Consider the following 20,091-nt stretch of genomic DNA (forward strand, 5'->3'; position numbering starts at 1 on the left):
TAACGACAGGCGCGACGATTGGTGCCGCGGCGAGGTTCGACAAACAATCGCGGCATGTCGAGTTTGATCTGGGACCCGAACCGGCAACCGCCGTTTCCGGCGGCACGTGGCTCGTTTCACATGTCCGAAATGAACCGCGATGCTCCCAAAGCCCCGACCGCGCGTTGAGGCATGATGACAGACACCATCGAGAACCTGCAACAACAGATGGAAGCTGCGGCGCGCGCACTCGACTTCGAGGAAGCACGGCGCATTCGTGACCGCATCAATCTGATGCGGGGCGGGGCTAGCGCTGCAGAAGTCGAGCACGCCGACACGTCGGGCTTGGTTCGCCAACAGCCCGGGTCGATGGGGCTCGGGACGAGCCGGCAACGGCCCGTTCCTCCGCCCGGATGGAAGCCGCCGCCCAAACCCGATCTCATGACGTCCGGCCGAAAGCGAAAATGAACATCGGCGCGGTTTGCCGCGGAGAAGCCGGGTGAACCGATGGGATCGCGCGGCTCGGCGAGCGAAGCCCGGCCACGTCCGGGGTCGCAGGCACGACCGGACGGTGCTGGCGCCGAGAAGCCGCCACGGTAAAGCGCCCGGTAGCATCACGCACACCTTGCGGGCGCTCAATCTCGATTCAGCCCAATGGGCTCAACCGGTCAGCCGCACCCTCTGATCGATCCGACCGAAATGGGCCGCGTCCGCACCTACTTGCATCTCCACCCGATCCCCCTGCCCGAGAAAGCTCGTGCGGAACTCGCCATGCGCGATCTTCTCGATAGCGCGGCGTTCGGAGATGCAGGTTGATCCGACGGCGGCATGATCGGCATTGGAAACCGTTCCCGATCCAAGGATCGTGCCCGCCGGAAGGCACCGCGTACGGGCGGCGTGGGCGATCAGCTCGTGAAAGCCATACGCCATGGCGCTGCCGTTGGGACTGCCAAACCAGGCGCCATTGAGCGTTACGGTGAGGGGGAGGCATACCCGGCCGTCCCGCCAGGCGTCACCAAGCGCGTCCGGCGTCACGGCGAACGGGGCGATGCTGCATGCCGGCTTGGCCTGGATCCAGCCAAAGCCGGTTTTCATCTCGATCGGCGCGATGGTCCGCAGCGACCAGTCGTTGATCAGAACTATTAGCCGCACATGCGCCAGCGCCGCCTCCGCCGAGCAGCCCATCGGCACCGCGCCGGTGATCACGCCGAACTCACCCTCAAAATCGATGCCATCGGCAGCGGACGGAAACGGTGCATCCTCGGTCGGTGCGAGGAACTGGTGGCTCATGCCCTGGTACATCAACGGCTTGTCGGTCTCGATCGGCGGCAGGTTGAACGCCTGCTGCATCAGTTCGCCATGCGTCGGAAACGCCGATCCGTCGAGCCACTGCCAGGTACGCGGCAACGGCGCTCGGAGCGTCGCGGGATCGAGCGCTTCACCCTCCCCGGCAAGCAGACGCGCCGCGACCGCGTGCAATACCGGAAGGACGGCGTCCCAGCCTTCGATCGCGGACAGAAGATTCGAAGCACCGGGCCCGGCAGGCATGCAGCGCGCGCCGTCGGCGGAGACGAGGATCAGTTCGCCATCGGGCGTGCCATTGTCGCGGGTGGCTAGGCGCATGGGGGGCATCCTTGTATCATTATTGGGAAGAGATCGGCCAGAACCGCATCGATCGGCGCATCGACATCGGTTTCGTCGGTGAAGCCGTCGACGCCGATGATCGCCAGCCGCGTCGTCAGCGCTTCAGTTGCGCGTCGAACGCGCCATCGATCAGGATGAAGGCGATGCGGCAGTTCTTGTCCCACCGGTTCGACCAGCCATGGTTGGTCCCGCGCTGGATGACGATGTCGCCGGCACGCACCGTCGTCTCGCCTTCGTCCATGATCAGCACCAGCTCGCCTTCGAGAACGATGCCGTAATCGATCGTCTCGGTGCGGTGCATCAGCGCGTGGCGCGCCCCTTCGCCATGCGCCGAGGCGCTGCCGGCGCCGACCTCGGCAAAGTGGGCGCGGGCTTCTTCCGGCGTCATGTTGCGGATACCCTCGCCCTCGGGCGGGATGTCGAGCACACGGATACGGGTGCCGTTCCTGGGCGGCGCCAGGACGATGCCGTCTTCGTGCGGCTCGCCCGAGGCGGCATCGATCGGCGCCGGCGTCGCCGGGGTGTTCCATACTTCATGGAACAGCGGGCCGATCGCGCCGCCGACCCGCTGGACGCGCGGCACGGTGCCGTCTTCCTGAATGATCGCGCGCCCCTGGACATCATGGCCGGTGACGATGCGGCGAACGGGCTTTTCCATGGGCGTGTTTCCTTCAGGCAGGGATGGGATCCGGCACTCGACCGCTGGCAAGCAGCGCGGCAACCGCCCCGGCCAGCGCGAGCGCGGTGTACAGAAGCAGCGTCTGCGAGAGCCCGCCCGTGGCAGGCATCAGCAGCGTGGTGATCAGCGGGGCGGCGAACCGGCCGAGGAAGAAGGCGCCTGTCCGGGTACCGGTGCCCGATCCGCGCGCGGCGGCGGGCAGGCGGCGCATCAGCCAGGCGAGCATGTTGGGCTGCATCAGCCCGCTGCCGATGCAGGCGAGCACCGCGGTCGAGATCGTCAGGATCGCGGCTTCGGCACACCCCATTACGGCCCGCGCGACGATGATCGCCGGCAGGTCCTTCAGCAGGAACGGCAGCGCGATGCACAGCGCCGGGATGGTCAGCGCCACCCGCACCAGCACCGCCGATGACGGGACGGCGGCAAACTCGCGCAGCAGCAGCGGCAGCACCGGCACCAGCGCGACGATACCCATCGTCGGCATGACCGCCGTGACGATAAGGAGAATCGCGTGCCGGCGCGACGCTACCGGCGCTGCCGCTGCCGCCGCCGCGCTCATGCGATGTGGCCGCTGAGGGTTTCGGCGAACCAGTCGGCGATATAGTCGCGGCCATAGGACATGTTGTCGGCGCCGACATGCTCGACCCCGCCCTCGCGCGCGGTGAAGATCTTCAGTTCGCGCTTCGGGCTGTTGACCAGCTGGTCGTAGCAGTCGTGCGCGTACTGGATGCTGATCTGGCGGTCCTCGGCGCCGTGGGTGACGAGGAACGGCACCTTCACCCCGTCCATATGGCCGTTGAGGTTCATCGCCTCGGCGCGCGCGAAGAAGTCGTCCATGTCCTTGGCGCCGAACGCCCACATCACATGCGCCCAGTAATGCGGCACCGGGTTCTCGCCCTCGCGCTTGAGGCGCTTCTGCTGGACCTCGGCCCAGTTGTGGTTGGCGCCCCAGCACGCGCCCGAGGCGAAGCGGGGTTCGTACGCCACCGCGCGCGGCGCGAAATGGCCGCCCAGCGAAATGCCGGTCATGCCGATGCGCTTGGGGTCGACGTCCGGCTGCTGCTCCAGCCAGTCCACCGCCTTGGATGCCCAGTGCTCCGAATGCGGATCGACCGGCAGGCCCTGCAGCCGCAGCGCCTCGCCCGAGCCGGGCTGGTCGACGCACAGGGTGGAGACGCCGCGCCGGGCCAGCGCCTCGGGCAGGCGCGACCAGTAGAGCAGCTCCTTGCAGCTATCGAGGCCGTTGCAATAGACCACCACCGGCTTGGGGCCCTCGCCGGCCGCGCGGGTGTAGAGCGCCGGCATCGTGCCCTGCGCCAGCGGGATCTCCACCCGCTCGCGGTTGATCTTGCCCAGCGCGGTCGAACGATCGAAGGTCGCGCGCGCCTTGGCATAGGTTTCCTTGCGGCCGGGATGGCCATGGCCCTGCATCCGCTCGCCGGTGAACAGATAGAGCGCGGCGCGCTCCAGCTTGGTAGACGCCGAGAAGGCGCGGCCCTTGGCTTCGTCCTCTGCGGCGAGCCCGATCAGCTTGTCGGCCATCGCGACCCACTGCGCCATGAACTGCGGCGTGCCGGCATCCGCGCCGCTCGCCGCCGCATCCTTGATCGGCTGGCACATGTCGACCAGCTCGCCGATCTGCCCGCCGCTCTCCATCGCGATCGCGACCGACAGGTTCCAGATATAGTTCGGGAAATATTCGAACAGCGCCACCGCTCAGGCCTCCACCGCCACGAACAGACCGGGATTGGGCGCGGGGTGCGGCAGCGTCTGCGGGCCGCCGGTGCCGATGCCCCACTGGTCCATGACCAGCGGCGCGGGCGTGTAGACCTGGTGCTGGTGCGCGTCGAAATCGACCTCCTCCAGCTCCGACGTGTATTCCGCAACGAAGCCGCTTGGCGTCACGAAATAGCTGAAGGTGTTGTTGCCGGCGGTGTGGCGGCCGGGACCCCAGCCGATATTGATGCCGTTGAGCTTCAGCCGGTGCGCGCCCCGCATCATCCCGTCGATCCCCTCCATGTCATAGGCGACATGGTTGAGGCAGGCGGGGCCGGGCAGCAGCGCGATGCGGTGGTGCGCCGAGTTGCAGCGCAGGAAGCACATGAAGTCGCCCAGCCAGTCGGACACCTTGAAGCCGAGCACCTCGGTGAAGAATCGCACTGCCGCCTGGTGGTCCGGCGAGTGCAGCACGATGTGGCTGATCTTGACCGGCACGCCGTCCCAGCGGGCGATCTCGCGGCGCTGGCCGCGCGCGACATCGCTGGAGACTTCGAACAGCAGTCCGTCGGGCGAGAAGAACCGGAAGCCATAGCCGCCGCCGGGGCTGGTCAGCTCGGCCGGCGCCCGTGCAATCGTGCAGCCGGCCTCTGTCACCCGCGCGTGCAGCGCATCGACATCGCCGCGGCTGTCTGCCGACAAGGCGATCACGTCGATCCGGTTCTCCTCGGCGGGGCGGAGGCGGACGACGTGATGCTCGTCATGCCCCTGGGCCTTGAACCAGGCGAGGCCATCGTCGCTCGGCACGGGCTCCAGGCCCCATATCTCTTCGTAAAAGCGTCTTTCGGCGTCGAAGTCGGTGACGGCATAGCCGACATAGCGGATCTCGGTAACGCGGGTCATGATGGTCTTCCTGCGGAGGGGTCAGATGGGTTGGGCGGTGACGGCAAACATCTCGGCCGTCGCCTTGGCATTATCGACCGGCGGGCCCTTGCCGAGCTGGCCATGGCAGATCGCCAGGCTCTGGCGGACGATATAGGTGCAGCGATCGAAGCGGCGGGCACGATAGGCGGTGAAGGCGTCGTCCACCGTCTCGCCCTTGGCGAGTTCCTCCGCGAGCACGATGCTGTCCTCGATCGCCATCCCGGCGCCCTGGCCGAGATGGGGGGTGGTCGCGTGCACGGCATCGCCGAGCAGCACGACGCGGCCACGATGCCATGCTCCCTCAACCAGCATGCCTTCGAGGGGGCGATAGACCACGCCGTCATCGTCTACGATCTGCGCCGCCAGGTCGCGGATCGCCGGCGCACAGCCGGCGAGCTTGCCGCGCATCGTCGCGGCCAGCCCTACGCGCGGATAGCGCGGATTGTCCGGCTCCGGCGTCGTTACATACATGTACATCAAGGTGTCGCTGATCGGCACGAAGCCGACGCCGGTCGGCCCGTTATAGACGTGTAGCGCATCGAGGTCGGGGAAACGGGGGAAGTTGTAGCGCCACACCGCCTGCCCGGTGAAGTGCGGGCGTTCGGCATCCGGGAACAGGGCCGCCCGAGTCTGCGAATAGACGCCATCGGCCCCGATCACGACATCGTAGATCCCGCTGCTGCCGTCCGAGAAGGTGACCGCCACCTGCTCGCCATCGTCGACGATCGTCTCGGCGGTGATGCCCAAGCGCACCTCGGCCCCCAACGCGATCGTGCGGTCGCCCAGCACCTTGTGGAGTGCCGGCCGGCCGATGCCGACATTGGCGGGATAGCCCTCGAGCAGGCGCGGTGCGGGCACCCGGGCAAGCTTGACCCCGTCCGGATGGAAGATCTCCACCGCGTCGAACCCGACACCCGCGCCAAGATAGTCGTCGAGCAGGTCGAGCGCCTTCATCGCGCGCAGCACATTGGCCTGCTGGATGATGCCGACACCGTACACCGACCAGTCGGGATCGCGCTCGATCACCTCGACCGCGAAGCCCTTCTGGCGGAGCGCAATGGCGGCGGTAAGCCCACCGATGCCGCCGCCAATGACGAGGATCTTGAGAGACTGCATGCCGGTGTTCCTCAGAATTTCGATGTAACCCGCACGCCATAGGTCCGCGGCGGCGAATAGACGGCGAGGGCGGCCGAGCCCACGCTGTAGATCTGCGCGCTCGCCTGATAGCGTTCGTCCTCGATATTGCGGACGAAGGCCGCAATCGACCAGCGGTCGTCGGCCGAGCCGAAGGCGATCTGGGCGTTGCTAACCCAGGTCGCGCCAACCAGCTGGTTGGGCATATATTCGAAACCCACCACCCGGCTGGAGCGATATTGGGTGTCGGCCGATAGCACTGCCTTATAGTCTCCCAGCGGTACGGTCTGCTGCGCGCCGAGGTTCATCGTCCATTTGGGCGAAAGATAGGCGGCCCGGCCCGAGCAATTGATGTCGTAGGTTCCCGGCGTCGCGCTGGGACGATAGGGACAGCCTGTCACCGGCGGCGTCGCACCGATCGGCTCGCGATAGACGAAGCTGTCATATTTTGCGTCGAGATACTGCACGTTCGCACTGAGCAGCGTCGTCCGCGTGGCGAGCAACTGGGCCTCTACCTCGACACCCTTGTTGGTCGACTTGCCGACATTCTCGGTGAACTGGCCCTGGTTGCCGTTCTTGTCGATACCGGTGTGGTTGACCTGCTGGTTGCGATACTTCCACAGGAACGCCTCGACGTTCAGCTGCAGCCGGTTGTCGAAGAACCGGTTCTTCATGCCGACAGTGTAGGCATCGATATATTCTGGCTGGAACGTCTCATATCCAGCCGACAGCGCAAAGCCGCCCGAGCGATAGCCCGTCTCGTAACTGGCATAGAGCAACGAGTGCGGGCCGAGGTCGAACTCGGCACCCAGGTGATAGGTGAGGCGATCGTTCGACAGCGTGGTGTTGACCGGCGTCACCGCGTGGATCAGCAGCGCACCGGTCGCGCCGATCGGCCGCGCCTGGTTGTCCGGCACGCTCGGATAGATCGAAGTGGGCAGGTCCTGATAGCGGCCGGCCGAAGGCAGCAGCGGCGCGCCGGGGCAGCTCGGCCGGCCCTGCACGACGACGGTGCAACGGACGAGGAAGACGTCGGCGCGGCCGTTGAAGTCCTTGTCATCCTTGGTGTAGCGCAGGCCGCCGATCAGACGAAGGCGATCGCTCAAATTGGCGGTGAGCCGCCCGAACCCGGCATAGGACTTGGTGCCCGAGGTGAACTGCTGATAGGCATTCAGCGCCTGCTGGGCGTACAGATAGGTTGCGGCGACGGACTCGTCGAAATAATAGGCGCCGAGCATATAGTCGAAGATGCCGATGCGATTGCCGGCGAAGCGCACTTCCAGGCTCTTCTGCTCGTCGGTCTCCGCCACATCGCCGTAGAAGGCCGGCACCGCAAAGCGATTGTCGAGCTTGGAATAGCGCCAGGACGGGATCACGGTCAGCGTGCCGGCGCCGGTACGCAGGCTGATCTCGGCATTGGCGCCGTAATAGTTGTTGTCGAGATACGGCTGCACGTCGAGCGGCGCGAGCGTCCGACCGACAAGCCCGCTGAACAGCGTCTGGCGATAGGCCTGGGCATCGGCCGAGAACAGCCCGCTGTCCGGCCGGAAGCCGGAGGGAACGAACAGGTTGGTCGTCCCGTTGAACACGATCCGGCCGGAATAGGTCGAGCCCGGACCCTTGCCGCCGCTATGCGAGAAATCGCCGCCGACGCGCACGGTGAGGTTCGGCGTCAGCTCGCTGAGCAGCTGGACACGCAGTGCCTGGGTCTTTTCGTCGCTGGTGCCGTCATCCTGGTAGCCGTCACGGCGTACCACGTTCCCGGCGATGCGTAGCGCGCCATGCTCGCCCATCGCGACGTTCACCGCTCCCTGGACGTTAACGGCGTCGTAATTGCCGTAGCTGGCCGTGACGAAGCCGCTATTCTCCCCGATCCTGGGGCGGGTCGGCAGCACGTTGATCGCGCCGGCGGTGGCGTTGCGGCCGTAGAGGGTCCCCTGCGGCCCCTTGAGTACTTCCACCCGTTCGAGATCATAGAAGATCCCCGAGGTGGACGTCGCACGGCCAAGGTACACACCGTCGTAATTGAAGGCGACTGCCGGGTCGCTATAGCCGTTGACAGTAAAGTTGCCGACGCCGCGCAGGAAGAAGGTGGTGTTGGCGCCGCCCTGCGGTTGCGGGCTCAGCGACGGAACCGAGGTGCCCAGCTCGTTCGAGCTGGTGAGGCCGCGGCTGACCAGCTGATCGCCGGTGACCACAGCGACCGGAATGCCCGCGCGCTGCAGATTTTCGGCCTTGCGCTGCGCGGTGACGATGATTTCCTGCAGCCCCTGCTGGTCTGCGGCGCTGCCCGCTTGCTGCTGCGTCTCTCCGACTGCCTGCGCCTCGCTCTGCGCGCGCGCCTGCGTGGCGAAGCCTGCGATCGTGAGCGCCAGTATCGAACTGGTCCGCCTCCATGCCCGGTTCACATCCATTCTCCTGATGTGCGGATCTTTGAGCGTCCGCTGCGGGGAAAAATGGGACGCCTTTGACATTAATCAAAATTCTAATATTTTATGCTTATCCAATCATAGGATTGATGCATGCGGCTGGATCGCTTCGACCTCAACCTCCTCGTCGCCTTCCATACGCTGATGGAGGAACGCAGCGTCACTCGGGCGGCGGAGCGGCTCCACCTCACCCAGCCGGCAATGAGCGCGGCGTTGCGGCGGCTACGCGACTCGTTCAACGATCCGCTGCTGGTCGCAAATGGCAAGCAGATGGTGCCAAGCCCCCATGCGCAGGAACTCGCACCGCGCGTTGCGGAGATTGTCGCAACCGCGCAGGCGCTGATCTCCAGTTCCACATTGTTTGATCCGCGCACCTCGCGGCGGAGCTTCCGGATCGCGGCCTCGGACTATGTAACCTCGATCGCCGTCCAGCCGCTGCTCGCCGAAATGGCGGTGCAGGCGCCCGGCATTCGCTGTTCGGTGATCCCGCCCCATCCCGGCGCGACCGAGCAGATGGAACGCGGTGAGGTAGATTGCATCATCTCGCCGGAGCAGTTCCAGGCGCACGGGCACCCGACGGAACTGCTGTTCGAGGAGGAGCATGTTCTGCTCGGCTGGTCGGAGAACCCGTTGTTCGGCAAGCCGATCACGGAGGCCGAGTATCAAGCGGCCGGCCATGTGGTGGTGGAGCTCTCTAATACCCCGGCCTTTGTCGAGCAGTTCGTTCGCGCCCGCGGCGACACCCGGCGGATCGAGGTGACCGTGACCTCGTTCACCCTGGTGCCGTGGCTGCTGCCGGGCACGCAGCGCATCGCGCTGGTACATGCCCGGCTCGCACGCCTGTTCATGGACAAGCTCCCGCTTGCGATGGCCCCCCCGCCATTCCCGCTGCCAAAGATGCACGAGATGATCCAGTTCAGCCGCGCGCGGGCCAGCGATCGTGGACTGATTTGGTTGCGCGAACGACTCCGGCACCACGCCGGTGCGACAGACGCGGGCGAATAGGCCTCCGCATGTCTACGCCGCTGCGCGTTGTGACCTGTTCCATGCCTCGTCCGCAGGGGGAAGCGCCTGCCCTGTCGCGAAAATAGCCCCGGTCAGAACGACAGCTGATGATCGCGCGGTATAGTTCACGGTGGCGATCAAACCGCTACCATGCGGAATGCAAACATGGGGATCGGGGCACGGAACCTAGATCGAATAAGTGGGTTTCGGGCGTTCGTGCATCCGCAAAATGAGTATTGCCCCGACATCTTCTAAAATATTTTAGCAGACGGATTGCACGCGCTCCTATAATCATACTGTCGGCACCGTGCCGAAGAACAAGGAACAGGGACGCAAAATGTCTGAGCAGAGCAATACCGATCCCGTTGAACTCGCAAGCGACCTCACCATTGCCTGGTTATCAAACCCGAACAATCGCGCGACAATGGACGATGTCTCCACGTTTCTGCGGAAGATGCATGCAGATGTGATTCAGCTTTCCGGTGGCACCGTCACCGCAGAAGTTGCGAGCGAAGAAGCGGCGTCGGAAGAGTTCACGCCGGCCGTCTCGGTACGCAAATCGCTGGCTTCAAAGGACCACATCATCTCGCTGATCGATGGCAAGCCGTACCGGACGCTGCGCCGGCATCTGAGCACGCACGGCCTGACGCCCGAGGAATATCGCGCGCGCTATAATCTGAAGGCCGATTATCCGATGGTGGCACCGACCTATTCGGAACAGCGCCGCGCGATGGCGCACAAGATTGGTCTGGGTGCCAAGGGTCGGGCAGCGCGCAACGCACCCGCCGAAGCCCCCGCCCCCAAGCCTGCTCGCAAGCCGCGCGTGAAAGCCGACCCGATCGCCTGAGTTCGGGCGCGCGCCGAGGCTCCGGGCCTCGGCGCATCACGATCATGCGGCAGCAGCCCGCTCCCGCGCGTCGACGGTTCTCATCAGATCACCTGCACCCCACCGTCCGCACCATCTGTGAGGGCGGAGATCGGGATGCTGCGCCCCAGCGGCGGGACATCTCCTCGCCGCCCCCCGTCCAGGGTCGAATGCCATCGTCGCTTGCCTGCCTGCATCGGCAGCGACCTTGACTCTCCGCCACCCTACTCACGGAAGAATTTTTAACGGAGATCCCGATCCTCGCGGACGGTCATCCCAATATCTTACAAGGCTCTGTAGCGAAACTGCCGGAAGACAACCTCACCGTCCCCAGAGGCGAACAAGGCAGGCCGCAGACTAAAGAGGTCATCGATGGTGTTGGCCGTATAGCCTTCGACCTGGCTCCGTACCTCGTGCCGAGTCCAGTTCTTGCCGTCGACGCCATAGTAGAGGGTCACGATCTGGTGATCATTGACAATCCGCAGATGCATCTTGCGTGCCTGCGGTGCAGGCTCCTGCCAATAGGATGCCTTGCCCCCTCGGTAGCTGACCATCCGGCTGCCATCGATCCCCATACCCAGGAAGAGCCGGTTGTTGAAGAAGAGCAGCAGACCGCCCTCGCTTGCCCCCCGCAGTTCCAGCGCCACGCTGACCTCGAACGCCCGGTCACCCACCTGTTGCGTCAGCACCGATCCGTCCTGCGGCCCCTTGCCTTGCGCTTTCAGGATGAGCGCGCCGGGCTCGAACCGCAGCCGATCGGGTGCGCCCGGCGCGCTCGCATAGAGGCTCCAGAGGCGCCCCATGTCTGCCTTCGCGAAGTCGGAGGAGCGGGCGATGCCATGCGGCACCGCGGTTCCGCCGGGTTTGCGCAGCGGCTGCGACAGGTCCCCGCCGGTAGCGCGGAACCAGCCGTCCGCGGTCCATTCGATCGGTTCGAGCAAGGTCTGGCGGCCCAGCGTCAGATAGCCTTTCTCGAAGCCGTGATAGACCATGAACCAGCGCCCGTCCGGTCCCTCGACACAGCTGGCGTGTCCGCGCGACCACCAGCGCTCGGCCTCGGAGCGGGTGCGGACGATCGGGTTGTGCGGGCAACTCTCCCACGGCCCGTGGATGGATCTGGCGCGCGCCGCGACCACCATGTGCCCGGTGGCGGGGCCGGCGGTGCCACCCACGGCGTTGACCAGGTAGAAATAGTCCCCGCGGCGGAAGAGCTTGGGCCCTTCCGGCGAATAGGCCTCGGTGATCCAGTCGTCCGGATAGCGCCAGGCGGTGTAGGCGTCCTCGATCGGCCCGGCCGTGGAAAGGCCGTCCGGCGAGAGCCGCACGCGCTTCCCGCCGTTGAAGAACAGGTAGCGATGCCCGTCCTCACCGACCACATGGCCGGGGTCGATCAGCCCGCCGATCCCCATGTCGATCGGCGCGCTCCACGGCCCCGCCATCGAGGCGGCATGGATAACGAAGATATTGGCGAAGCTCTTGAGATCCTTCGACCAGGGCGCCCGCATGAACGGGATGTAGATGTAATAGCGGCCGTCATGCTTGGCGATGTCGACGGCAAAGCCCGTGCCGAGGGGCTTGGCGAGCGCCGGGGCGAGCGGGCGCCAGTTCACCAGATCGCGGGAATGCCAGATCAGCAATCCCGGCGCGGAATCGAACGACGAGTGCGTGAGGTAATAGTCGTCGCCGTCCTTCAGGACGGACGGGTCCGGATAGTCGCCCGAAAGCACGGGGTTGAGATAGCGCCCATCGCCCAGATCGGCCTTGCGCTGCCCTTCGATGCCCCGTGCCCATTGCGCGACCGGCTGTCCGCACGCTTCCTCCCGCGCCGGCCCGGCGCCCGATGCGCGCGGGGCGTCCTGCGCATGGGCTCCCACGCCCCCCAGGACCATGGAGAGAGCGGACGCCTTCAGAAGATCGCGGCGACTGTTCATGCCTGGCTCCGGAATAAGACACGGGGGTTGGGAGGTCAGCCGCTCAAACCGCGTTTCGCCGCGCAATCGCCCCCAGCACGCGGGCACTTGGCTTGGCCGTTCGCTTGAAGGTTTCCCGATCGAATGAATGCAGGCCAAAGCGGTAGCGATAGCCAAAGCCCCACTCGAAGTTGTCGATCAGCGACCAATGGATATAGCCGCGCACCGGCACGCCTTCGTCCATCACGCGCTTGAGGTCGGCAAGCGCGGCCGGGATCAGCCATTGGCGGAGCGTGTCGTCATCTGAATTGACGCCATGTTCCGTCACATAGACCGGCAATCTGGTCGCTTCCCAAGCATAGCGAACCGCACCGGCGAGCGATCCTGCCCAAACTTCGTCACCGGCGGTATTCAATCTTGCGCCTGCGGCCGGCGGTAGCGGGCCTTTGTCGTCCCAAATCTTGCGTTCGTAATTCTGGACGCCGATAAAATCACAGGTTTCGGCAGCGAGGCGCAGCCATTCACCATAATACCGCTCGCGCATGCGATCTCGGATTGAATTCTTGCCGGCCGCCTGATCGTCGAGCAGGGCCAGGCTGACCCCGACCTCCAGGTCGCTGCGCACCGCCTTGATCGCGGCGACGCCGCGGCGGTGCGCTTCCATCATGTTCGCGCGATAGGTTTTTGCTTCGGGCACATAGAGTGCGACGCCAGGCGAATATTTCGGGACGCCCAGTTGCTTCGCCGCCGCCTCTTGCGTCGCGCGGTCGCCCGCCAGCAGTTGCGGCGGCAGGATCTCGCCGATCAGGCCCGCCAGGTTCGGCTCGTTGAGGGTGAGTGCCAGCGCGATACCGCTTGCGAGGTGTTTCGCCGCCCGATCACAGAAGCGCGCGAACAGCGCGGGCGACTCCGGATTGTGCCACCCCCCCTGCGCCGCGAACCAGCGTGGGGTAGTGAAGTGGTTGAAGGTTACGACGGGCTTCAGCCCCCGCGCCCGGCACCCCTCGATCATTGCCCTGTAATGATCGAGCATTGCGCGTGAGAAATGTCCCTTGTCCGGCTCAATCCGCGCCCATTCGAGGCTAAAGCGATAGGTGTTCAGACCCATGGACTTCACCAGATCCAGATCGACTGGCCAAAGGTCGAAGCTGTTGGTCGCGTCGCCCGATCGCTCGGCAAAGATCGTGTTCGGGACGTTCTCGATCACCCAAAGGTCGGCATTCAGGTTGTTCCCCTCTACCTGATGCGCCGCCGTCGCCGCGCCCCAAAGAAACCCGTCGGGAAATGAGGCACCGGTGGCCTCCTGAACGGCGTCCGCCAGTGCATGGCCGGGAAGCAATGCTCCCGCAGCCCCGGTGGCAAGCGCAGACGTGATAAGGCTTCGACGATTGATCATGCGCTTGTTCCTTGAAACGTTCTAAAGACGACATGCCGATCGCCCGCGACCGCGATGTGGAAATCTCCCATCATCCCTTCGCCGATTTCGTCAGGCCCATGACGTCCAGCCACAGAAGGAACTGGTCGAGCCAATGCGCCGTCGTGGTGCCGGGCTTGCCCGCACCGAAGCCGTGTCCGCCGTCGCCGAACAGATGAAACTCCACCGGGCGCTTCGCCGCGCGATAGGCATCCACGAGCGGGAACCCCTTTTCGCGATTGAGCAGGAAGTCGTCCGCAGCGACGGCAAGGAACATCGGCGGCGCATCGGCCGGCACCTGCATCGGCCCCATATTGGGATAGATCGGGGCGATGAAATCAGGGCGTTCGGCGCCGCCCTTCTCCACCAGGCTGCGGACGAGGAACCCGCCGGCCGAGAAGCCCATGAACCCCACGCGGTGCGGATCGATGCCATAGGTGCCGGCGTGCTGGCGTACGTAGCGCAGCGCCGCCATGCCGTCCGCCAGTGCGTCGGGCGGCGTGTCCCCGGGCGGCGCGAAGGTCGCTGGCTGTCCCTGCAGCATCTTGGTTAACTCGGCCACGAACACCTTCTGGTCGGCGGGCGTGGGCAGCGTGCGATACTTCAGCACGAAGGCGGTGATGCCGTGGCTGGCAAGGCGCTTGGCGACGTCCCAGCCTTCCTTGTCCATCTCGAGCCCGAGAAATGCGCCGCCGGGTGCCACGATCACCGCCGCGCCATTGGTCTTGCCGCTCGCGCGGAAAACGGTGAGCGTCGGGTGCGTGACGTTGCGGACCGCCAGCACACCGGCGCTGCGATGCCACACCTCCCGCTCGGGCTGATCCGGCGCCGGAAGCGCGATCGCGTTGGGCTGCGCGGGCGCGGCTTCGGCGACGGGCGAGATTTCCGATTGCGCATAGGCAGCCGGCGTGAGCGTGACGGTTGCAAGCAGCGCTGTCAGGAGCGTGGAAAGGCGCATGGCGATCCCCTTGATGGAGAGGGAGCGGCACCGCCGCCCCCTCCTGTCGTGCGTCAGAAGTCGAAGCCGAGCCGCAAGCCGATCGTCCGGACCGAGTCATAGCTGAAGCGCTGGTTGAGCGTTAGAACGGGCGGCCCCTGGACCGGGTTGGCGTCGCCGCCGTCCGAACCGATCGAGATCGGCCGGATCTCGTTCGTGCAGTTCTTGCAGAACAGGCTGGCAGACCAGTGCTTGGACTTGAGCCCCACGCGCAGGTCGAACGTATCCCAGGTCGGAATAAAGAAGGGCGCTCCGATAGCCGAGGACTGCGGCGAGCGATGATAATAGCCGATGCCGAACTGCGCATCGAGCGTGTCGGTCAGCGGCTGGCTATAGTCCGCGCCCAGCGTGGCCGTGAATTTGGCCGAAAGCGGCAGCTGGTAACCGGCGGCATTGAACGTACCGACATAGCCCGGCGCGTCCGAGCGCAGATCGGCACGGCAGCCATTGCTGGTCTGGCCGGTATAGCATTGCGCACCCGGGAAATCATCGAACTTGGCGTCGACATAGGATGCGGAGCCCGACAAGGTCAGCCGCGTGGTCGGTCGCGCCTGGAAGGAGACATCGACGCCTTGGGTCGTCGCGGTTGCCGCATTGCTCAGGACGAAGGTGCGCAGCGACGTGATCCACGACTGGACCTGGAGATCGCTGAACCGGGTGTAGAAGGCCGAAACCGAATAGGTGATCCGGCCATCTGCGACCCTGCCCTTGATGCCGATCTCGCCGCCGCGCGATATTTCGGGTTTCACCGCCAGCTTGGCGCCGGGCGCGGGCGAGGTATTGGAAAAGCCCGGCCCCTTATAGCCTTGGCCATAAAAGCCGTAGAGCATCGTAGACGGCGTCACCTGCCAATCGGCACCCACCTTGAAGCTGAAGTTGGTCGCGTCGGTAGACTCGACGGTACGATTGTTCGGAACACCCAGCGTGACGAAGTATTTGCCGACATTCTCCAGCAGATCGATCGAACCCTTGTCATAGGTCACACGGCCGCCGGCATTGATCTTCAGCGTGTCGGTGACATGGTAGCTGAGCTGGCCGAAGCCGGCATAGCTGTTCTGCTTCAGATTGTACTTATAGTCCTGGCCGAGAAAGCTGGTGTTGCTCACCGGGCAGGCGGCGGGCGGCGCGCCGAGCTGGGTAGCCCCCACGCAGAAGGGGAAGGTCGGCAGGAGGAAGCCGGGGAAGCCGTTATTGCCACCGCGTGCGCCCACCACCGAACCGACCGAGCGATAATAATAGAGGCCGAATTGGCCCGAAACCTTGTTGCCCTCGGGCAGCGCGAGCCGCAGCTCCTGGGACAGCTGGTTGTAAACCTGCCGACTGCTGTTCGTGTTGAAGAAATTGATCGGCGTGTTATCCGAATCGAACTGATACGACACGACCGCATTTTTCCAGGCGGTAATGCTGGAAAGCTCCATGCCGTTGGACAGCGCATAGTTGATATTGGCCTGTAGTCCGCCCGTATCCGCGTCGCGATAATTGGGTGCATCGCTGCTGTATCGAAGGTTATCGATACCCGACGCATATCCCAGGCCGGTATAGGCGCTCCCCGCGCCGATCTGCCGGAAGGTGATATCGTAGCGACCCGAGATGCCGCGCTGGCGATTATATTCGCCGATCACATAGATGGAGAGCGCATCGGTAGGCTCGTACAGATATTTGCCGCGCAGGCCGAGATTGCGCAGGCCGAAATCGTTGCGCACGGCACTGTTGACCGTCGGATAGGTGACCGAATCCTGGCCGCTATAAATAGCGTTGAGGCGCAATGCGCTGTTGGCGCCGATCGGCAGGTTCAGGGTCGAGCGAACCTGGATGCCCTGCCCGTTCTTCACCGGACGATCGCGCTGCACCGCTTCCACGTCGCCCGACACGCTGGCTTGGCCCAGCACCGGTCGATTGGTGGTGATGTTGACGAGGCCGGCCGAGGCATTCTTGCCAAACAGCAGCCCCTGCGGCCCGTTCAGCACCTCGACGCGCGACACGTCGTAAAAGGCGTTGGCGGCAAACTCCTTGTTGCCGATCACCACATCGTCCAGCACCTGCGACACGCTCGCCTCGACGGTGGTCGCGAAGGTGCCGGTGCCCACGCCGCGCACCGCAAAGGTGTTGTCCTGCGCGACTTGGAGGCTGGGGGCGAGCTTGGTCACCGCGGTCAGATCGTTGGCGCCGCGCTGGAGCAGCTCGTCGGCGCCCACCACGGTAACGCTAAGCGGCACCTTGAGCACGTTTTCGCTGCGGCGCTGCGCGGTAACGATGATCTCGCCGACGCTGCTGTCGTCCTGCGCGGCCGGCGTCTGGACCTGCGGCGCAGCGGTCTGGGCCAGCGCGGCGATCGGGGTCATGCCGGCCAGCGCAGTCGTCGCCAGCAGGATCTTGTGTGCTTTCATCATCTCTCCTCCCCACCCTTGGTGGCTGTTTGGTTCACCGGCCGGCCGGTCGTTCTGATGCGACTCGCTACGGCCCTCGTCGCCGAAGATGGGCACCCGTTCGGGACACCCGGGGCTCGGCACCCCGTGTCGGATCGACGTCAGTCCTCGAGGATCGCGACGGCACGGGTCCATCCGGCCGAGGCGCCCTTGATCTTGTGCGGGAAGCAGCTGACGGTGAAGCCGTGCGGCGGCAGCGCCTCAAGGTTGTGCAGCTTCTCCAGGTGGCAATAGCCGATGTCGCGGCCGGCCTTGTGGCCTTCCCAGATCAGCGAGGTATCGCCGGTTTCCTTCACCTTTTCCGCGGTGTAAGCGAAGGGCGCATCCCAGCTCCACGCATCGGTGCCAGTCACCCGTACGCCGCGCTCGGTGAGGTACATGGTCGCCGCATAGCCCATGCCGCAGCCGATATTGACGAAGTTCGGGTTGCCCACCGCGCCGCCGGCGGCGGTGTTGACCAGCACGATATCGAGCGGCTGCAGGTCATGGCCGATCCGCGCCAGCTCCGCCGCGACATCCTCGGCGGTCACCACATAGCCGTCGGGGAAATGGCGGAAGTCGAGCTTCACCCCGCGCTGGAAGCACCATTCGAGCGGCACCTCGTCGATCGTGATCGCACGTTTGCCGCCGTCCATCGTCGGGTGAAAATGCCAGGGCGCATCGAGATGCGTGCCGTTATGAGTGGTCAGCGTCACCCATTCGGCGGCCGCGAACCCGGCGCCGTCGGGCGTCTGCTCCTGGGTGACACCGGGAAAGAAATGGCCCAGTTCGCCCACCGTCTCGGCATGGCTCTGATAGGTGATCTTGGGCCGCATGAACGGCGGGTCGGTAATCACCTCATTTTCCAGGGTGATGGACAGGTCGATGAAGCGGCGGGCCATGGGCGGTCTCCGGGAAATCAGGCCGTGTGGCCGCTGAGGGTTTCGGCGAACCAGTCGGCGATATAGTCGCGGCCATAGGACATGTTGTCGGCGCCGACATGCTCGACCCCGCCCTCGCGCGCGGTGAAGATCTTCAGCTCGCGCTTCGGGCTGTTGACCAGCTGGTCGTAGCAGTCGTGCGCGTACTGGACGCTGATCTGGCGATCCTCGGCGCCGTGGGTGACGAGGAACGGCACCTTCACCCCGTCCATATGGCCGTTGAGGTTCATCGCCTCGGCGCGGACGAAGAAGTCGTCCATGTCCTTGGCGCCGAACGCCCACATCACATGCGCCCAGTAATGCGGCACCGGGTTCTCGCCCTCGCGCTTGAGGCGCTTCTGCTGGACCTCGGCCCAGTTGTGGTTGGCGCCCCAGCAGGCGCCCGAGGCGAAGCGGGGTTCGTACGCCACCGCGCGCGGCGCGAAATGGCCGCCCAGCGAAATGCCGGTCATGCCGATGCGCTTGGGGTCGACGTCCGGCTGCTGCTCCAGCCAGTCCACCGCCTTGGATGCCCAGTGCTCCGAATGCGGATCGACCGGCAGGCCCTGCAGCCGCAGCGCCTCGCCCGAGCCGGGCTGGTCGACGCACAGGGTGGAGACGCCGCGCCGGGCCAGCGCCTCGGGCAGCCGCGACCAGTAGAGCAGCTCCTTGCAGCTATCGAGGCCGTTGCAATAGACCACCACCGGCTTGGGGCCCTCGCCGGCCGCGCGCGTGTAGAGCGCCGGCATCGTGCCCTGCGCCAGCGGGATCTCCACCCGCTCGCGGTTGATCTTGCCCAGCGCGGTCGAACGATCGAAGGTCGCGCGCGCCTTGGCATAGGTTTCCTTGCGGCCGGGATGGCCATGGCCCTGCATCCGCTCGCCGGTGAACAGATAAAGCGCGGCGCGCTCCAGCTTGGTAGACGCCGAGAAGGCGCGGCCCTTGGCTTCGTCCTCTGCGGCGAGCCCGATCAGCTTGTCGGCCATCGCGACCCACTGCGCCATGAACTGCGGCGTGCCGGCATCCGCGCCGCTCGCCGCCGCATCCTTGATCGGCTGGCACATGTCGACCAGCTCGCCGATCTGCCCCCCGCTCTCCATCGCGATCGCGACCGACAGGTTCCAGATATAGTTCGGGAAATATTCGAACAACGCCACCGCTCAGGCCTCCACCGCCACGAACAGACCGGGATTGGGCGCCGGGTGCGGCAGCGTCTGCGGGCCGCCGGTGCCGATGCCCCACTGGTCCATCACCAGCGGCGCGGGCGTGTAGACCTGGTGCTGGTGCGCGTCGAAATCGACCTCCTCCAGCTCCGACGTGTATTCGGCAACGAAGCCGTTCGGCGTGACGAAATAGCTGAAGGTGTTGTTGCCGGCGGTGTGGCGGCCGGGACCCCAGCCGATGCCGGTGCCGTTGAGCTTCAGCCGGTGCGCCCCCCGCATCATGTCGTCGACGCTCGGCATGTCATAGGCGACATGGTTGAGGCAGGGCGGCCCCGGCAGCAGCGCGATGCGGTGATGCGCCGAGTTGCAGCGCAGGAAGCACATGAAGTCGCCCAGCCAGTCGGACACCTTGAAGCCGAGCACCTCGGTGAAGAACCGCACCGCCGCCTGGTGGTCTGGCGAGTGCAGCACGATGTGGCTGATCTTGAGCGGCACGCCTTCCCAGCGCGCCAGATCGCGCTTCGGGCTGCGGGCGACGTCGCTCGACACCTCGAACAACAGCCCGTCGGGCGAGAAGAACCGGAAGCCATAGCCGCCGCCGGGGCCGGTCAGTTCCGCGGGCGCGCCGACGATACGGCAGCCCGCCGCGCCGACCTTGGCGTGAAGCGCATCGACATCGCCGCGGCTGTCTGCGGCGAGCGCGATCACGTCGACGCGGTTCTCATCGGCCGCACGCAGGCGAACGACATGATGCTCGTCATGCCCCTGGGTCTTGAACCAGGCCATGCCGTCCTCGCTCGGCACCGGCTCCAGGCCCCATTGCTCGGTATAGAAGGCGCGTTCGGCATCGAGGTTCTGCACGCCATAGCCGACATAGCGGATTTCGGTGACACGGCTCATTTCGGTT

At 65.4% G+C, this 20,091-nt stretch carries 17 protein-coding genes; 3 read left to right on the top strand and 14 right to left on the bottom strand.

Annotated features, from left to right (window positions below; translation table 11 throughout):
• The first annotated feature begins 174 nt into the window (after positions 1-174).
• The gene (locus A7X12_RS15145; protein WP_064312462.1) at positions 175-447 is read left to right on the top strand and encodes a UvrB/UvrC motif-containing protein; all 273 of its coding nucleotides are present in this window, start codon (positions 175-177) and stop codon (positions 445-447) included.
• A gap of 192 nt (positions 448-639) precedes the next feature.
• On the opposite strand, the gene A7X12_RS15150 is transcribed toward A7X12_RS15145, so the two are convergent.
• From A7X12_RS15150 to A7X12_RS15180, 7 genes are all read right to left on the bottom strand, one after another.
• Complete coding sequence (locus A7X12_RS15150) at positions 640-1,602, bottom strand: fumarylacetoacetate hydrolase family protein (RefSeq protein ID WP_064312415.1); 963 nt, start codon at positions 1,600-1,602, stop codon at positions 640-642.
• A 115-nt stretch (positions 1,603-1,717) separates the two neighbouring features.
• Positions 1,718-2,281, bottom strand: coding sequence for a cupin domain-containing protein (locus tag A7X12_RS15155; protein WP_064312416.1), 564 nt, complete (start codon positions 2,279-2,281; stop codon positions 1,718-1,720).
• A 13-nt stretch (positions 2,282-2,294) separates the two neighbouring features.
• Entirely contained in the window at positions 2,295-2,861 is a 567-nt protein-coding gene (locus A7X12_RS15160; protein WP_064312417.1) for a hypothetical protein, read from the bottom strand.
• Positions 2,858-4,015, bottom strand: a complete 1,158-nt coding sequence (locus A7X12_RS15165; RefSeq protein ID WP_064312418.1) for an alpha/beta hydrolase family protein — start codon at positions 4,013-4,015, stop codon at positions 2,858-2,860. Before A7X12_RS15165 ends, A7X12_RS15160 begins: the two co-directional genes overlap by 4 nt.
• A 3-nt stretch (positions 4,016-4,018) precedes the next feature.
• Positions 4,019-4,921: a VOC family protein gene (locus A7X12_RS15170; protein ID WP_064312419.1), complete on the bottom strand. Its 903-nt coding sequence runs from the start codon at positions 4,919-4,921 to the stop codon at positions 4,019-4,021.
• Positions 4,922-4,942: 21 nt separating this feature from the next.
• Positions 4,943-6,058, bottom strand: coding sequence for an FAD-dependent oxidoreductase (locus A7X12_RS15175; RefSeq protein WP_064312420.1), 1,116 nt, complete (start codon positions 6,056-6,058; stop codon positions 4,943-4,945).
• Positions 6,059-6,069: 11 nt separating this feature from the next.
• A complete protein-coding gene (locus A7X12_RS15180) occupies positions 6,070-8,484 on the bottom strand; it encodes a TonB-dependent receptor (RefSeq protein WP_064312463.1) in 2,415 nt (804 codons plus the stop codon).
• 114 nt (positions 8,485-8,598) lie between these two features.
• Here A7X12_RS15180 and A7X12_RS15185 point away from each other — a divergent pair, with 114 nt between their 5' ends.
• Both A7X12_RS15185 and A7X12_RS15190 read left to right on the top strand, forming a co-directional pair.
• A complete protein-coding gene (locus A7X12_RS15185) occupies positions 8,599-9,510 on the top strand; it encodes a LysR family transcriptional regulator (protein WP_064312421.1) in 912 nt (303 codons plus the stop codon).
• A 337-nt stretch (positions 9,511-9,847) separates the two neighbouring features.
• Positions 9,848-10,357 (top strand): MucR family transcriptional regulator, encoded by a 510-nt coding sequence (locus A7X12_RS15190; RefSeq protein WP_064312464.1) that lies wholly within the window; start codon positions 9,848-9,850, stop codon positions 10,355-10,357.
• Positions 10,358-10,659: 302 nt separating this feature from the next.
• Here A7X12_RS15190 and A7X12_RS15195 read toward each other — a convergent pair whose 3' ends face one another.
• The 7 genes from A7X12_RS15195 to A7X12_RS15225 form a co-directional block, all read right to left on the bottom strand.
• Complete coding sequence (locus A7X12_RS15195; RefSeq protein WP_084445514.1) at positions 10,660-12,306, bottom strand: family 43 glycosylhydrolase; 1,647 nt, start codon at positions 12,304-12,306, stop codon at positions 10,660-10,662.
• A 43-nt stretch (positions 12,307-12,349) separates the two neighbouring features.
• Positions 12,350-13,681: a family 1 glycosylhydrolase gene (locus A7X12_RS15200; RefSeq protein WP_064312422.1), complete on the bottom strand. Its 1,332-nt coding sequence runs from the start codon at positions 13,679-13,681 to the stop codon at positions 12,350-12,352.
• Positions 13,682-13,751: 70 nt separating this feature from the next.
• A complete protein-coding gene (locus A7X12_RS15205) occupies positions 13,752-14,657 on the bottom strand; it encodes an alpha/beta hydrolase (RefSeq protein ID WP_064312423.1) in 906 nt (301 codons plus the stop codon).
• 53 nt (positions 14,658-14,710) lie between these two features.
• Positions 14,711-17,086 (bottom strand): TonB-dependent receptor, encoded by a 2,376-nt coding sequence (locus tag A7X12_RS15210; RefSeq protein WP_232318532.1) that lies wholly within the window; start codon positions 17,084-17,086, stop codon positions 14,711-14,713.
• A 137-nt stretch (positions 17,087-17,223) separates the two neighbouring features.
• Positions 17,224-18,003, bottom strand: coding sequence for a cyclase family protein (locus A7X12_RS15215; RefSeq protein WP_064312424.1), 780 nt, complete (start codon positions 18,001-18,003; stop codon positions 17,224-17,226).
• A 17-nt stretch (positions 18,004-18,020) separates the two neighbouring features.
• Positions 18,021-19,178, bottom strand: a complete 1,158-nt coding sequence (locus A7X12_RS15220) for an alpha/beta hydrolase family protein (RefSeq protein WP_064312425.1) — start codon at positions 19,176-19,178, stop codon at positions 18,021-18,023.
• Between the two features lie 3 nt (positions 19,179-19,181).
• On the bottom strand, positions 19,182-20,084 hold the full coding sequence (locus tag A7X12_RS15225) for a VOC family protein (protein ID WP_064312426.1): 903 nt from the start codon (positions 20,082-20,084) through the stop codon (positions 19,182-19,184).
• Positions 20,085-20,091: the final 7 nt, after the last annotated feature.

It is taken from the genome of Sphingomonas sp. TDK1, from assembly GCF_001650735.1.
Taxonomy (GTDB): Bacteria; Pseudomonadota; Alphaproteobacteria; order Sphingomonadales; family Sphingomonadaceae; genus Sphingomonas.

What these genes read in the sequence shown, in the direction of transcription:
- A7X12_RS15150 (WP_064312415.1), bottom strand. Translation starts at nt 1,602, where the DNA reads ATGCGCCTAGCCACCCGCGACAATGGCACGCCCGATGGCGAACTGATC.
- A7X12_RS15170 (WP_064312419.1), bottom strand. Translation starts at nt 4,921, where the DNA reads ATGACCCGCGTTACCGAGATCCGCTATGTCGGCTATGCCGTCACCGAC.
- A7X12_RS15200 (WP_064312422.1), bottom strand. Translation starts at nt 13,681, where the DNA reads ATGATCAATCGTCGAAGCCTTATCACGTCTGCGCTTGCCACCGGGGCT.
- A7X12_RS15190 (WP_064312464.1), top strand. Translation starts at nt 9,848, where the DNA reads ATGTCTGAGCAGAGCAATACCGATCCCGTTGAACTCGCAAGCGACCTC.
- A7X12_RS15145 (WP_064312462.1), top strand. Translation starts at nt 175, where the DNA reads ATGACAGACACCATCGAGAACCTGCAACAACAGATGGAAGCTGCGGCG.
- A7X12_RS15210 (WP_232318532.1), bottom strand. Translation starts at nt 17,086, where the DNA reads ATGATGAAAGCACACAAGATCCTGCTGGCGACGACTGCGCTGGCCGGC.
- A7X12_RS15185 (WP_064312421.1), top strand. Translation starts at nt 8,599, where the DNA reads ATGCGGCTGGATCGCTTCGACCTCAACCTCCTCGTCGCCTTCCATACG.
- A7X12_RS15155 (WP_064312416.1), bottom strand. Translation starts at nt 2,281, where the DNA reads ATGGAAAAGCCCGTTCGCCGCATCGTCACCGGCCATGATGTCCAGGGG.
- A7X12_RS15215 (WP_064312424.1), bottom strand. Translation starts at nt 18,003, where the DNA reads ATGGCCCGCCGCTTCATCGACCTGTCCATCACCCTGGAAAATGAGGTG.
- A7X12_RS15205 (WP_064312423.1), bottom strand. Translation starts at nt 14,657, where the DNA reads ATGCGCCTTTCCACGCTCCTGACAGCGCTGCTTGCAACCGTCACGCTC.
- A7X12_RS15225 (WP_064312426.1), bottom strand. Translation starts at nt 20,084, where the DNA reads ATGAGCCGTGTCACCGAAATCCGCTATGTCGGCTATGGCGTGCAGAAC.
- A7X12_RS15175 (WP_064312420.1), bottom strand. Translation starts at nt 6,058, where the DNA reads ATGCAGTCTCTCAAGATCCTCGTCATTGGCGGCGGCATCGGTGGGCTT.
- A7X12_RS15195 (WP_084445514.1), bottom strand. Translation starts at nt 12,306, where the DNA reads ATGAACAGTCGCCGCGATCTTCTGAAGGCGTCCGCTCTCTCCATGGTC.
- A7X12_RS15160 (WP_064312417.1), bottom strand. Translation starts at nt 2,861, where the DNA reads ATGAGCGCGGCGGCGGCAGCGGCAGCGCCGGTAGCGTCGCGCCGGCAC.